This is a genomic window from Pseudoalteromonas sp. SG41-5 (assembly GCF_014164495.1).
Taxonomy (GTDB): Bacteria; Pseudomonadota; Gammaproteobacteria; order Enterobacterales; family Alteromonadaceae; genus Pseudoalteromonas; species Pseudoalteromonas rhizosphaerae.
On record NZ_JACJFH010000002.1, the window covers coordinates 1 to 14573 of the forward strand.

The 14573-nt window shown below is 39.2% G+C and carries 10 protein-coding genes; 5 read left to right on the top strand and 5 right to left on the bottom strand.

Translation table 11 applies throughout. The features are described 5' to 3' along the window. Positions 1–978, bottom strand: a protein-coding gene (locus H5232_RS00660) for an IS630 family transposase (RefSeq protein WP_182830452.1) whose coding sequence is annotated in 2 segments (ribosomal slippage) — positions 1–513 and positions 512–978 — 980 coding nt annotated over the 2 segments. Because the reading frame shifts where the segments join, the coding sequence is not laid out codon by codon here. This gene is flagged as partial in the annotation. Positions 979–1122: 144 nt separating this feature from the next. Further along, complete coding sequence (locus tag H5232_RS00665) at positions 1123–2286, bottom strand: DcaP family trimeric outer membrane transporter (protein ID WP_145235291.1); 1164 nt, start codon at positions 2284–2286, stop codon at positions 1123–1125. 307 nt (positions 2287–2593) lie between these two features. Here H5232_RS00665 and acs point away from each other — a divergent pair, with 307 nt between their 5' ends. Next, positions 2594–4534: an acetate--CoA ligase gene (acs, locus tag H5232_RS00670; RefSeq protein WP_182783735.1), complete on the top strand. Its 1941-nt coding sequence runs from the start codon at positions 2594–2596 to the stop codon at positions 4532–4534. A 97-nt stretch (positions 4535–4631) separates the two neighbouring features. Beyond that, complete coding sequence (locus H5232_RS00675) at positions 4632–5285, top strand: response regulator transcription factor (RefSeq protein WP_145235295.1); 654 nt, start codon at positions 4632–4634, stop codon at positions 5283–5285. 76 nt (positions 5286–5361) lie between these two features. Here H5232_RS00675 and purU read toward each other — a convergent pair whose 3' ends face one another. Beyond that, positions 5362–6192 (bottom strand): formyltetrahydrofolate deformylase, encoded by an 831-nt coding sequence (gene purU / locus H5232_RS00680; protein WP_182783733.1) that lies wholly within the window; start codon positions 6190–6192, stop codon positions 5362–5364. A gap of 229 nt (positions 6193–6421) precedes the next feature. Between purU and H5232_RS00685 the strand changes: the two genes are divergently transcribed. From H5232_RS00685 to H5232_RS23905, 3 genes are all read left to right on the top strand, one after another. Beyond that, positions 6422–9319: a PKD domain-containing protein gene (locus H5232_RS00685; RefSeq protein ID WP_182830453.1), complete on the top strand. Its 2898-nt coding sequence runs from the start codon at positions 6422–6424 to the stop codon at positions 9317–9319. A gap of 207 nt (positions 9320–9526) precedes the next feature. After that, positions 9527–9796, top strand: coding sequence for a hypothetical protein (locus H5232_RS00690; protein ID WP_182783729.1), 270 nt, complete (start codon positions 9527–9529; stop codon positions 9794–9796). A 148-nt stretch (positions 9797–9944) separates the two neighbouring features. Continuing rightward, positions 9945–11297, top strand: a complete 1353-nt coding sequence (locus tag H5232_RS23905) for a PQQ-binding-like beta-propeller repeat protein (protein WP_220496034.1) — start codon at positions 9945–9947, stop codon at positions 11295–11297. Between the two features lie 47 nt (positions 11298–11344). On the opposite strand, the gene H5232_RS00700 is transcribed toward H5232_RS23905, so the two are convergent. Beyond that, positions 11345–13363: a lipopolysaccharide assembly protein LapB gene (locus H5232_RS00700; protein WP_182830454.1), complete on the bottom strand. Its 2019-nt coding sequence runs from the start codon at positions 13361–13363 to the stop codon at positions 11345–11347. A gap of 32 nt (positions 13364–13395) precedes the next feature. Continuing rightward, on the bottom strand, positions 13396–14568 hold the full coding sequence (locus H5232_RS00705) for a serine/threonine-protein kinase (protein WP_182830455.1): 1173 nt from the start codon (positions 14566–14568) through the stop codon (positions 13396–13398). Between the last annotated feature and the right edge of the window lie 5 nt (positions 14569–14573).

The window sequence follows — 14573 nt, forward strand, 5'->3', positions numbered from 1 at the left end:
GAAATGAATTTATTCCACGCTTGCGAAACCTGTTCGACTATTTCTTCATAACCACTAAACACACGATTAGATAAACAGTGTTGCCGTATCCAACTCCATACTTGCTCTATTGGATTTAACTCCGGGGAGTAAGGCGGAAGTTTTATTAGCGTGACATTATTGAATGGTTTTACAGTATCAATAGTATGCCAACCAGCGCCATCAACGATCACGACCGCATGACGTCCTACCTCCGTGGCTTTTGATATTAATTCCATGTGTTGCGTCATGACGTCTTTATTGACGATAGGGCTGATCAGCGCTTCTGTTTTACCATTACTTGGGCACACTGCACCAAATAAGTATCCATACTCAAACTGCTGTTGTTTTGTTGCGCGAGGCCTAGAGCCTGTTTCAGCCCATAAGCGTGTTGTTTGATTTTGTTGTCCAAACCGTGCTTCATCTTGAAACCACACATCAATGCGATCTAAAGGGAGATGTCCTGGGGTGTGAAGGATCGTTTCCACTTGGAACTTTTTTAAAAGCCTCTTGGCTTTCTTTTGACTGCTTTGGGTGCTTAGAACGGCTTGTGATCCAGCTAAACCCACGCTTCTTGAGCAGTTTGTAAATATGATCGGTGTGATATCTTATGTTGAACTGGTCATAAATATACTGAGCAATATCTTCCCCCATTAGTCTGCCTCCTTCTGAAGAACTTGCTGACTGTTTTACATAATCTGACAGTGTGTTTAGTTGTTGTAAGGTTAATTTAGCTGGACGACCTTTAATCGGTTTGTTGTTCAAGCCAGTAACGCCATTATTAAGGTAGTTTGAAACCCATTTATTGACACTGCCGCGCGCTGTATTTAGCCGCTTAGCAATATTCGTTCTGTTTTCACCCTCAAAGAATAATGAAACAGCAAGCAGGCGTATTCGCTTTCTCGCATTAGGCTCTTTACGTGATAAAGCTAAAAGTTGCTTGGATTTTTCTAAGTTCAATTTAGTAAAAGTAGATAAGTATCAGTGTGCTAATTAGATCACATAATTTGGCAGATTGGTATAATTGAACTTTGATAAGGTATATCACAGGCATAAAAAAGCGGCCAAAGCCGCTTAAGGAAGTAATATAATTTTAGTTTTAGCTTAGAACGCGTATTTAACTGAGAACTGCAGGCGATCTAAATCACCATCAACGCCACTTTCTGTTTCGCGTTCTGCATGCTTTAACTCAGCACCAAACGTTAAACGTTTAACTGGTGAGTATAAAATGTTAGCACTATAGCTTTGGCTAGATTCAGTTGGGTCACCGGTAATCGTAAGCAAATCAGTGTTATTGTCTGCTGAGAAGAACGAGTAAAGGAATGTTGAGCGCCATTGGTTATTCCAATTGTGCTGGTAAGCAATAAACCCTGATGTAGAGTCAATTGCATCTAGCTCATCACCATTAAGCACTGCACCATGCGCAACATTTAAGCCAACGTAACGACCTAAGCCTTTACCTTGGGTAAGCATAAATTTAACGTTGTCTTGGCCAACTTTAAACATACCTGATGCACTAATACCAATTGATGTTTCATCAGCGTCAAGGCCGCCCACTTTATAAGTAAGTTGACGAGCAAGCGCTGCAACCACTAAGTTACCCCAATCAGCAGTATGTGTGTAACGTGCTGTGAAATCCGGTAATGATGCATCATCGGTTACAGCCATACCATTTGAAGTTGTAATTGTACTTTCAGGGTTTTCTAACGAGAAAGACCATGCGCCAGTTGTGTATTTAACTTGTGCTTGGCGAACAAATACCGTGCCTTCAGCTGGACCTACAAAATCAAGAGTTTCAGGCAGTGCACCAACATTTTGGAAGTTTGACCATGTTTGACCAAATAACCAGCCGTCGTAAGAAATAAATGCGTGGCGAATACGTGGCGCGTATGAGTTAGATACGCGCTCATTACCGCCAGCAGCAGATGCTAAAAAGTCTATTTCGATTTTACTACTTATGGTTTTGCCGTTGTCTAGGAGTGTTGATGTGCCAAAATTAAAACGAGACTGACGTGCGTGCATATCAAATACAGCATCAGAGTTGTTGTCGGCACCGACTGTTAATGTACTTGGTACATAAAAGTCACGCCCTACATTTGTACCCGCAGGCGCGCCAGCTGAATAATCACTCCACATTGCATCGAGTTTTATATAACCGCCATAAGTCACATCAGTGCCACCGATGGTTGCGGCTTGTGCTGTAGCTGAAAGCGCGCACAATACGGCTGTGGCAGTAAGTGTTTTTAATACTGTTGATTTTGTTGTCATAGTCAAAGTCCTATTCGGGGCTGCTTGTTGCATTATTATACTTGTGTTGTGATACCACTTTTGATTAAGTATGCTTTTTACTCAATTACCTATTGGTCTATTAGACTAAGGTGGCAAGCTTGCCATCTCAGTATAAACATATCATTAACATTTTGTATTGATAGCGTAAAATGATGAAATTTTAAAACAATTTGAGCGTACAGTGAAATAAATCAAAGATAATACAACTAAGGTCTAATACTTTCGCCCGCTATGCTGGGTGATCCTTAAGATAGGCCTTAGGCAAGTAATTAAAATGGAGACGACTATGTCACAAAGTATCTATCCAGTTCCTGCACATATCAAGAATGCAGCCTTAGTTGATAACGATAAATATAATACACTTTACAAGCAATCTATTGATGATCCAGAAGGTTTTTGGGCAGAGCACGGTAAACGTCTCGATTGGTCAACACCTTTTACTAAAGTAAAAAACACCTCGTTTGATAAAGGCCATATCAGTATTAAATGGTATGAAGATGGTGAGCTTAATGCTTCGTATAACTGTATTGACCGCCATCTGGCAACTAAAGCAGATAAAACGGCATTGATCTGGGAAGGCGACGATCCTTCGCAAAGTGAACATATTTCTTATCAACAGCTGCATGACGAAGTGGCAAAATTTGCCAACGGTTTGAAAAAACTCGGTGTTAAAAAAGGCGATCGTATTGCTATTTACATGCCTATGTCACCGCAAGCTGTTTATGCAATGCAAGCATGTGCGCGTTTAGGTGCAATTCACTCGGTAGTCTTTGGTGGTTTCTCACCATCAGCAATTGCTGATCGTATTAAAGATTCTGGTGCTAAAATTGTTATTACTTCTGATGAAGGGCGTCGTGCAGGCAATACAGTGCCGCTGAAAGCAAATGTTGATGAAGCCGTTGCACAACAGTCGGTCACAACCATCGAACACGTTGTTGTACATCAGTTAACGGGTGGCGAGGTACAATGGCATGAACATGATGTATGGTGGCATGATTTAGTTGCTGATCAAGCCCCAGACTGTGCACCAGAACCGATGAATGCAGAAGATCCACTCTTTATTCTTTACACTTCAGGTTCAACAGGTCAGCCTAAAGGGGTGGTTCATACGACTGGTGGTTATTTAGTATATGCATCGATGACTCACGAATATGTATTTGATCTAAAAGAAGATGATATCTTTTGGTGTAGCGCCGATGTGGGCTGGATCACAGGTCACAGTTACATTGCTTACGGCCCATTAGTTAATGGTTGTACGCAAGTCTTATTTGAAGGTGTACCCACTTACCCAACCGCAGGACGTATGGGTGAAGTAGTCGATAAGCATAATGTTACAATTTTATACACAGCGCCAACGGCAATTCGTGCACTGATGGCCAAAGGCGATGAACCAACAGCGACTTCAAACCGCGATAGCCTACGTATTTTGGGCTCGGTGGGTGAGCCAATCAACCCAGAAGCATGGACTTGGTATTACGAAAACATGGGTAAAAGTAACTGCCCAATTGTTGATACTTGGTGGCAAACTGAAACTGGTGGCATCATGATCACACCTTTACCAGGTGCAATTGATATGAAACCTGGTTCTGCAACCCGTCCATTCTTTGGTATTGCGCCAGCATTATTTGATGCTGAAGGTAATGCTCTGGAAGGCGCAGTTGATGGTAACTTAGTTATTCTTGATAGCTGGCCATCACAAGCTCGTACAGTTTACGGCGATCATGAACGTTTTGAACAAACTTACTTCTCAGCTTATCCGGGTGTGTACTTTACTGGAGACGGTTGTCGCCGTGATGAAGATGGTTACTACTGGATCACCGGCCGTGTTGATGATGTATTAAACGTATCAGGACATCGCTTAGGTACTGCCGAGATTGAAAGTGCACTGGTTGCTCACCCTGCGGTTGCCGAAGCTGCTGTAGTAGGTTACCCGCACGATATTAAAGGCCAAGGTATTTATGTTTACCTAACGCCAAACGAAGGTATAACGGTCAGTGACGAATTAACCAAAGAAGTTCGTAACTGGGTTCGTAAAGAGCTTAGCCCAATTGCATCGCCAGATATGATCCAATGGTCACCAGGCTTACCGAAAACGCGCTCTGGTAAGATCATGCGCCGTATTTTACGTAAGATCGCTGCAAATGAGCACGAGCAATTAGGTGATACCTCAACACTTGCAGACCCTGGTGTGGTTGATGAATTAATCGAGAACCGATTAAATCGTTAAATATGCGTTAAAAACTTGATTAGAAGTTGATTCTAAACGTAGTATATCGGCTGTCAGCTATTTGATAGATGGCAGCCGAATTCATTAGGAGTGAACCATGAGTCAGTTTTTAATAGCGGATGACCACCCGTTATTTCGCGAAGCACTAAAAGGGGCATTAACGGCAAAGTTTGATGGTTTAGAGGTTTTTGAATCTGAAAATTTTGAAACTACATTGCAAGTGCTTAGTGAACAAGAAGATTTAGATATCTTACTACTAGACCTACATATGCCCGGCAGTGGCGATTTATATGGCCTAATTCGCATTCGTGAAGATTATCCAAGCTTGCCAATTGCTGTTGTCTCTGGCAGTGAAGATATCAATATTGTTTCAAAAGTTATGAGCTACGGGGCGATGGGATTCATTCCTAAGTCATCATCATCAGATGATATTGCCGGAGCAATTAATCAAATACTCGATGGCGATGTATGGCTACCACCTGAGCTTAAAGACAAAGTAGCGAGCGTTACCAATGAAGATAAAGAAATCGCCGCTCAAGTAGCCTCCCTTACCCCACAGCAATATAAAGTGCTGCAGTACTTACACGAAGGTTTGTTGAATAAACAGATCGCTTATGAACTACATATTTCAGAAGCAACGATCAAAGCGCACATCACCGCGATATTCCGTAAGCTTGGAGTGTATAACCGCACGCAAGCGGTGTTGATAGCTGCAAAATTACAACTCGAACCTATCGAGCAAACACATTAAGTACAGTATAAAAGTAGTCAATAATAAAAAAAATAAAGAGGCGTTGAGCCTCTTCATTCTACTCTATTTCTAGAACCTAGCTAAATACGACGGTTCGATTACCATTAATAAATAGCTTATGTTCTGATGCTAATTGCAGTGCTTTACAAAACACTGTTTTCTCTACATCTTTGCCCATTTTAGCCATCATTTCGGCAGTGTTTGCGTGGTTTACATGGGTGACGTCTTGCATAATAATCGGCCCTTCATCGAGCTCATTATTAACAAAATGCGCTGTTGCACCAATGATCTTCACACCCCGTTCAAATGCCTGATGATACGGTTTTGCACCGATAAAAGCAGGTAAAAATGAATGATGAATATTGATAATTTTACCGTCAAAACGGCCTACAAATTCAGGACTTAAAATCCGCATATATTTGGCAAGGCCAATGATATCGGGATTGTAGCTGGCAATTAAGTCACCCACTTGCAGGTCGTGTTCAGCGCGTGATAGCCCTTCATGGCTGACCACATGAAACGGCACATCAAAGCCCTTCGCCAATGGCGCTAAGTCAGGGTAATTAGCAATCACAGCCAATACTTCAATATTCAGTGCTTGCTCAAATTGCTTTAGCAATACGCCCCCTAAGCAGTGGGCTTCTTTAGTCGCTAGTAACACCACTTTAGTTTTCTCGTCAGTGTGCAGTGCTAATTGCGCGCCATCGGGTAACAAAGCTTGTAATTGATTTAAAAAATCTGGATGTGGTTGGCCCGTTAGTTCAGTGCGCATAAAAAAGCGCTGAGCATCTTTATCTACAAATTCATTATTGCGGGTAATATTTAAATTATGCTGATGACAAAGCCCGGTGATTTTCGCTATTAAGCCGACATCATCGGCACATTGCGTGGTTAGTATCGTGTTCATTTTTCCTCATTCTAATCCCGTGAACAGTGGCTCCATTATTTGTTAATTTGTCACAATAGCAAGGGCTTTATTGAGAAATTCAGTATTACCTAAATTGCTATAAGTGGAAAATAAAAAAATATTTTAATTTTGTGAGAAATTATTATACAGATTTCGTTATGGGTTATTTATTGTTCATTATCTTATTATCGTCAGGTAGACAAAATATAACAACGAAAGGGATAATTTTATGAATCTAATTAAATCAATGCTTGCGGCATCTATTTCGCTGGCTTTATTGTCTGGCTGTGAATCTGATTTTGTTGATCACCCTGATGAGCCTATAAATACCGCACCAGTTATTAGCGTAAGCGATACAGCAGTAGTTGAAAAACAAGCTATTTCAATCAGTGCCACAGTGCAAGATGAAGGCCCCGTTACTTATCTTTGGAGCCAAAATGCAGGGTTGTCAGTTGCATTAGAGAACACCAATACAGGGACTGTTAGCTTTATTGCGCCAAGTGTTAGCGAAGATAAAAAAATATCTTTAAATTTAACTGTTACAGACAGTGAAGGTTTAACGAGTGAAAAAAATGTTGTAGTTGATATTCAACAGCAGCTGGTTAAATTATCACTGGAAGGCATAGCAACAGATTCCCCCTTAATTGACGCGGCTATAAAAGCCAAAATAGGATCGCAAGAGTTCACGACAACGACAAATAGCGATGGTTATTATAGCTTAGAGTTAGCACTTGACGATGATGCTGATATGAGTCAATTGGTGACAATTGAAGCACAGGGTAAAGAGCAACAACAAGCCGCTTTGTTGCAGTCACGACTAATGAGCTTTGCAAGCTTAAAAACGAAAGCGGGCGATGACGCTGTACTTACTAATGACGAAGACTTTTCGGTAAATATTACTAATCTAACCACAACAAAGTCGGCGCTTTTGGCGCGAGAAAATTTATTCGTAGACATTAAAAGCGAGCAAGACTTGAAACGCTTGTCGAATGAGATTAGTGCTGATGAGCTCGTTAAGGTTGCTACGACTATAAAAGTTATTTTGGACAAATCAACGAGCAATGAATTATTTGCTTTACCCGAGGGAGTAAATAATGTTTTAGAGCTGGCTTTAGATAATGAAAAAATGACTCAGTATATTAAAAAAGTGGAGCAAACGCCCGAGTTTAGCCAGGCCCAAGAAGAAATGCTAGCTGATGAGAAGGTTGTTCAGTCTACAAAGACTAATAACATTAAAACTTTTTACTATAATCGTGGCAATTTATCTATTAATCAAGTTATTGAATTAGATAACGACGGCACTGGTCGTTACCTTCTTCAAAATTATGATGGTCGCTTCGACTGGATATATCAAAACGATGTGTATACCTTAAATAATCCTGAAGGTTTTTATGCTTATCAGACTACTGCTGATATTGAAATTGGTGGTGAAACAAAGCGGGTTCGCCAAGAGGTTACTACTTATAAAGCAGAGCTAAAGTTAATTGCGGCAACTGAAAATGGTTTTTTAGTCAAAGAAACTGAGTATAAAAATGTAGAGTACCCAGATGGTGAGTTAGAAAATTATCAACTCACTAACGAGTCTATCCTTAAAGTATTCACTCAAAATGAGCAAGTTGATTTTACCTTCGCGCAAACTCAAAACCCTATTGCATTGCCTGCACCGCATATTTTCGTTGATCAAGTATCTCTTGGTGCGATTACGTTAATGTTAAATGACGATGGAACAGGTGCTGTTTCAGAGCTTGGAAATACGCCTATTACTTGGCGAATGATAGAAGATAATAACAAACAGTCATTACATATCACACTGAGTGATTACGATAATGAAACAATACTATTTAGGCAATTAACAAGTGATGGTGATATTGCAACGTTTGCTGCATTTAGTGAATTTGACGGAATTAAAAATGCGAGTGTAGGTACTGGCAGCATTATCGACGAATCAGAGACATTCAATATTGCAACAATCCCTGGAATATATAGCTACAACTTTGATGGTAAGAGTTTAGATGAGTTTTGGTTTGAGCTTTGGCCTGATGGCAAAGCTATTTCGATGAGTGTGTACGACAGCAATGAGGATGGGCAATTATCAGTTGCTGAAAGTCGAATTTATGCTGGTAACTGGCATCTTGATGATGACATTCTTACAATAACGCGAAACCTAAATGGACGAGATGATTGTTACTACGTTGAGCAAGATCCTAATTGCTGGTTGTGGAATACTCGGCAATGGAAGCTAATTGAACAGATCGAAGATACTATTTATGTAAATAACATGCATCAATTTACCTATAGCCAAGGTGAGGAACCAAGAGAGAAAACGTTCGATAATCGCAAGTTTAATCGAGCAACTGAGCGGCCTATTTCGTCTCCACTACCTGATGAAATTTTACAACAGATAGGCTATCAGCCCCCTGTTTCTTTGACTGGCCTAATTAGCCCTAATAACTACTTGGGTAAGCGTTTGTATTTTACAGATCATGATTATAAAGTGGAAGGCGAGCTTGGTTATTTTCAATTTGATGACAATAACTCATTTCAATATTATCAAGATAACAACCTATCAACAGGGACTTACCAGATATTTTCTGATAATCAATTAATATTACGCGATGGTTCATCATTAATGTATGGGGCTAATTATAGTTTATTAATTGGCTCGAGTAATGTGGTAATTGCTACTTTTGAAGAGCATATTTGGCCGCATTTTACTAGCGAAAACGATGCCAAAGAATACATGAGTATTGTTGCCGACAATAAACCAGTAAGTAACGTCGAACATTTAATCGGGCGCGATATATATATGGTCGACCGAGATCGAGATGATCAGTGGGTGGTTAGTTATTTGAAGTTTGATGAAGATAAAATCACAATTTATAGTGATGAAAGTTTCACAACCATTAATACAGAGCTTGATTACAGTGTTGATGACACAGGCATGATTAGCTTCCCGGATGATCAAAATACAATGTACTTATCGTTAGTGACTGATGAGTTTAATATTATTATTACTAATGATGTAGGAAATAGCAGTAAAGATTTTAACTATTTCTTATTTGATCAGCAAAAAGCAAAAGATTTTGTTAACAACACAAATGCATTAAGAGAAAGCGCACAGCGTTAACTCCACTTACAATCTTTTAGTTTTAACAAAAATAAAGCGCGATAATTTTTATCGCGCTTTTATTCGTTTTAGTGGCCTGCAAAATTACCGTCGCAGAGATTTTATATCACGTAAAATGTGTAAATGTTAGGTTATAAGGCCGACGCGGGGTAAACCCTTAAAAGAACGGGGGTAAACCCGCTGTTATGGTGTTGTATGGAGGTGATTGTGGCTCGTTTAATTTTTTGTTGTTTGATGGTTGGTGTTTTACCAGGGTGCGCGATGAGTGACCCATCTGCAGAGATTGATAAAAATCAGTATGTATATCCTTATAAATGTACACATAAAGGAGAGGTTGAATATCATTCAATCACGGCACGTGAGCCTTTAAGTAAAGCGTTTTTAGCTAAAATGCAAAATGCATTGCACGAGGGCTTTGAGCTAGATCCTAATAGTTGCGTGCCTGTAGAGGCAATACCAGACGCTAAGAATAAGTAATTCGTCTCAACGATTTAGTAACGCCATTAAGACAGATAAAAATATTTTAAATTTATGAGAAAAATTTAACTGCTATTCGTGTCTGTCATTGTTGTGATTTCTTCGTAAAATTTATTTAGCTATAAATAATAACTATCTAAGGAATTACATGAAGTTACAGTTTGAATCACCTAAAGTTAAAACATCAATTTTATTCACGTTCAGTCTTCTTCTATCTGCTTGTGGAGGTGGTAGCGATGACTCACAAACTACAAAATCTGATGCAGATAAACAGCCAGATAAAGTAGAAGCGTCGCGCTTAGTGTGGGAAAAATTATTACCAACAACAAGCTTTGCTTATTACTCGTCACCGGCACTTAGTGCTGATGAGCAAACAATTTATATAGGCACAGCTAAGAATGTACGCAATGACCCCGCAGGCAGTGATTTGATGGTAGCTTATAACCGCAATGGCAGTGAAAAGTGGCGTTACACTTTGCCTAATGGTGAAGAAGTGCGTTCAAGCCCTGTTGTACATAATGAAAATATTTATTTCACTGTTGATAAGCGAGTAGGTGAGTTTGAAAAAGCATATCGCGATTTAGTAGCTCTAAATAGTAGCGGCGAGCAAATGTGGCGTCAACGCGTATCTGATTATGGCTTTCAAACAGGTTCTGGTTTAACCAAGGTTGCGGCTTTTGAAGGCCAAGTTATATATACCGGTTTAGATATCCGCGCTTTTAATGCGCAAACGGGTGAGAGCTTGTTTGAGCGTTTATGTAACTGTGTAGAGCGACAAGACCGATTTGTAAATGGAGCGGTAAATCACAATGGAGAATTGGTATTTTATGATGAAGGGCGCGTACTTAAGCTTGATTTAAATAGTTATGAGTTAGTTGGCGAATTCAAAGATATAGACACCTTTGAAGGTGACTTGGTTTACTCTACTCCAGCTATTGATTCTAACAATAATATTTACTTTGGGTCTGAAGCCGGAGTTTTATACAGCTTTGATGATAATTTGGATCTTCGTTGGCAGTTTGAGTTAACAAACCCGCAGGTGTTCGAGGCGCCATACATTCGCTCATCGGTAGCGATAGATGAGTCGCGTAGTACGATTTATTTTGGTACAAAAAATAATGATGATAGTGAGTTTTACGCACTCGATATCAATGATAAAAGTATAAAATGGCAAGTGGCAATTACCGGTGATGTTTATGTGTCTCCTACCATTGGCGATAATGGTAATGTGTACTTTTCTTCAGAAAGTAATTTACTTTATACATATAAACCAGATGGCACGCTTGCATGGCAATATGATTTAAAAGCAAATGTAACTTGGTCTTCTCCAGCTATCGATAGTCAGGGGGTTTTATACATAGGTACTTTATCTGAAAGTAATGTATCGGCCGCAAGTGCAACAGGTAAGCTTGTGGCTATTCAAACCGACAGCACAGGTTTAATGCCTAATACTTGGTCTAAAATTCACCGGGATAATCAAAATAGTGGCGTGGTTAAGTAAAGTTAAAGTAAAGCAGTCGCACTAGTGTGCGATTGCTTTAACTAAAATTACAACGGGTTTACCACTGAGAACCGTTTATCAGAAACACTCCAGTAACCCAGATCAGAGACGATTAAAATTTTATAATTGTTACCTCGGCCATTAAAGAGTGCAGGGTCTAAGTTAAACTCTCCTGTATTTGGCAGTTCTTCAGCGAACTGGTACCAGCGCCTATTATTCACGATATTTAAATCCACTTGTTGCTTATCGCCAATTCCGCGAGAGTCATCATGCAGAACATACATAGCAACGGTTTGTCCGTAGAGTTTATTGGCGTTCCAGGTTATCGTTTTTTGCTGACCTACAGGGTAAATATCAAGGGCTTTAGGTGTGATAATAGTTGTAACCAATTTGTCTTTTAGTAAAAAGTGCTCTAAACCGTTATCAACAGTTTTACCTGAAGCAATACTAAAGAAACCATCAGATAGGCTCCAATAGCCTAAATCGCTGATGAGCATAAGTTTAAAGCGATTTGTGCCATTGGCCATAAAATGATAAGGGTCAATTTGGGCTGTTCCCGTGTTTTTTAAATTAGTTGCCGCTGGGTGCCAATCAATTTTCTTCAAATTATTAAAATCATCAAAGCTGTTAACTTTATAGTTGACGGTATGATTGACTAATACACTTATCGTATTGCCAATTAATCGTTTGCTATCCCATTCAATCGTAAATTCAGAGCCTATTTTTAGTTGGCTTGCATGTTTAGGGGCCGTGATCGAGCTAACTCGCTTTGTTTCACTTATCGCGTTGATATCTCTGGCAGGGCTAAATTGGTTCTTTGTGGAGTGTGATATATGGTTTTGCTTTTCGAGTTGTGCTAACCACTGTGTGTGTGGATTATTGTTTAGCTTATTAATAGTCGCTATTAATTCAAATGCCAAGGGAGAGTTTGATTTAGCATAAACAATGAGCTGCTGCATTTGCTGTGAAGTTAAAGTATTAAACATATTTGTTTTTATCACAAGCTCTAACCATTGAACTTGCTGTTGCTTGCTTAGTTGTGTTAGGTCAATATCAAATAATGCTGTTTTATTCAGTGTATTTTGTTCATATTGCGCCGTGTATTTTGCTAAGGTGATATCGTAATATTGGCTTGATTGTTGTGTACCATTGGCAAGCCATAGCTCTGCATTCTTTAAGGTTTGTGAGTACTTACGCAAACTTAAACCTAGCATGGTACTTTCATAACGCCCCTTCATGCATTTTTGATCACTTGTCGAACAATGTAGTAGCTGTTTATTTAAAAAGTTATTTGCTTGCAAATAATCACGTTCTTTTAGGTAATATTGATATTGCTCATATAGTACAGTACTAAGTTCATGTTCAAAGTTTGGGAGTAGCTGTTGATAGATAAACATGGCTTTATTCAGGGCTTGTTCTTGCGCAAGTTGTGCACCTGCTTGAGCATATAAATTTGCCGCAAAATGGTTTAATTTTGCGAGCTCACAATGTAGTGGGTGGTAGTTATTCGCAGCATTTTTTAATGTTGAGTCTAGTAACTTAATTGCTTGGTCTATTTGATTATCTTCTATCAGTAGGCTGCTTTTCATTAACGATTGCCATGCTTTTTGCGAGGCAGACGTTGCTGTCGTATTTTCATTCTCGAGAATTAATTGACGGCTGAGTATAGGGTGATTATCACGATGAGTAAAAATATGTATTAATAATTCCAGTTTTAGTTCGGATGCATCGCTATTTTGAAAAGCTATTTTGATCTGCTTTATGTCACCAGCTAAATAGCTATCTTTAGTAAGCCAACCAAGCAATTTAATGTTGCTGTTTTGAGGGTTTTGCTGCGATAGTTTTTGCCAAAGAATTCGTGCTTTTTGTTGTTGATTTAATTTAATTAAACTTTTAATTTTTAATATTTGCATGTCAATCGAACTATCGCACAACGCCAATATATCTAAAGCTGCTGTAAAATTTCCATGCAAGTATAAGCTTTGGGCAACGGTTAAGAGTACGCTTTGTTGGTTTTTTGGGCTTAATTGACTCTGCATTACTTGTTCAACACCAGCAAGTAACAAGGCCGATACCGACAGTTTTGCACCTTGCGGCGCTAGCGGTGTGCGCTAATTAGTAAGTTTTGATAAAAGTTGAGCAGTTCATACTGTTGCTTTACGGCTTGCTTTTGTTCATCTTGATAAAGAAATAAGCTAATACAGGCGACACCCAAAAAAGCGATAGTTGAGGTTATTAGAGCAGCAGTAAGAGGGGAGCGTCTTATAAACTTACCTAATATATATGTTTTTGAGTGTTTAAACCAAAGTAATGGACGATGCGCCAGATAAGCGGCGATATTTTGTTTTAATGTATCTGCTGATGCAAAGCGTTGCTGTGGTAGTGGCGCCAGTGATTTATTGATGATTTCTTGAAGCTCTGTACTAATAGGTTGTATAAGTAGTTTTTCTAAAATACGCCCAAGGCTATAGATATCAGCTTGGGTTGTTAAGCTTTCACCAGCCAGTTGCTCTGGGCTTGCAAACTCGTGACTAAGCGCTTTTATATATGCGTTATGTAATGGTATTTCATGATTCATGGAACTGGAACGCGCAACCCCAAAATCAACAAGTTTAGGTTCACCATTGTTATCTACTAGGATATTTGAAGGCTTTAAATCTGCATGGATCACCCTATTTTGGTGAGCATACTCAACGGCATCACATACTTTTTGAAATACCTCTAACCTTGCTTTTTGCGAAAGGTTTTTTGCGTAGTTAATTAATGTATCACCGGCTATATATTGAATGATGATGTAAGTGCCAATACTGCATTTACCGACATCTAATACGCTAGCTATATTGGGATGTGATAATTTGGCAAGATATTGCGCTTCTTGTAAAACATGTTTTTGTCCATGTAATTGTACAATGGATGGATAAAATAACTTAATCGCTACCTTTTGATTTAACTGGCCATCATTTCTAGTCGCCAAGTAAACTGCACCCATTCCCCCATAGCCAATTAATTGCTCTAACCTAAAGTGACTTATTTCGCCGCCTTGCAGTTGTAAAAGCTGATGATCATTAGTAAGTAAATTTAATTGGCCATGTAATAAGTCATTAAACAATGAGCTTTGATCATTACTTGTATGTGCATTTATTAATTGCTTCACTTCAATGATGAATTGTTCATCAGATAGTTGTAATTGCAGCAATCCTGAGGTTAAGTTGTTGGCATGGTGTGTAAGTAAGTGTTCAAAACACGAAAGCGCGTCTTTAAATTGATTCATTAATT

Bases quoted from the DNA above. Each gene is read 5' to 3' on its own strand.
- H5232_RS00665 (WP_145235291.1), bottom strand. From the start codon at position 2,286: ATGACAACAAAATCAACAGTATTAAAAACACTTACTGCCACAGCCGTA.
- acs (WP_182783735.1), top strand. From the start codon at position 2,594: ATGTCACAAAGTATCTATCCAGTTCCTGCACATATCAAGAATGCAGCC.
- H5232_RS00675 (WP_145235295.1), top strand. From the start codon at position 4,632: ATGAGTCAGTTTTTAATAGCGGATGACCACCCGTTATTTCGCGAAGCA.
- purU (WP_182783733.1), bottom strand. From the start codon at position 6,192: ATGAACACGATACTAACCACGCAATGTGCCGATGATGTCGGCTTAATA.
- H5232_RS00685 (WP_182830453.1), top strand. From the start codon at position 6,422: ATGAATCTAATTAAATCAATGCTTGCGGCATCTATTTCGCTGGCTTTA.
- H5232_RS23905 (WP_220496034.1), top strand. From the start codon at position 9,945: ATGAAGTTACAGTTTGAATCACCTAAAGTTAAAACATCAATTTTATTC.
- H5232_RS00705 (WP_182830455.1), bottom strand. From the start codon at position 14,568: ATGAATCAATTTAAAGACGCGCTTTCGTGTTTTGAACACTTACTTACA.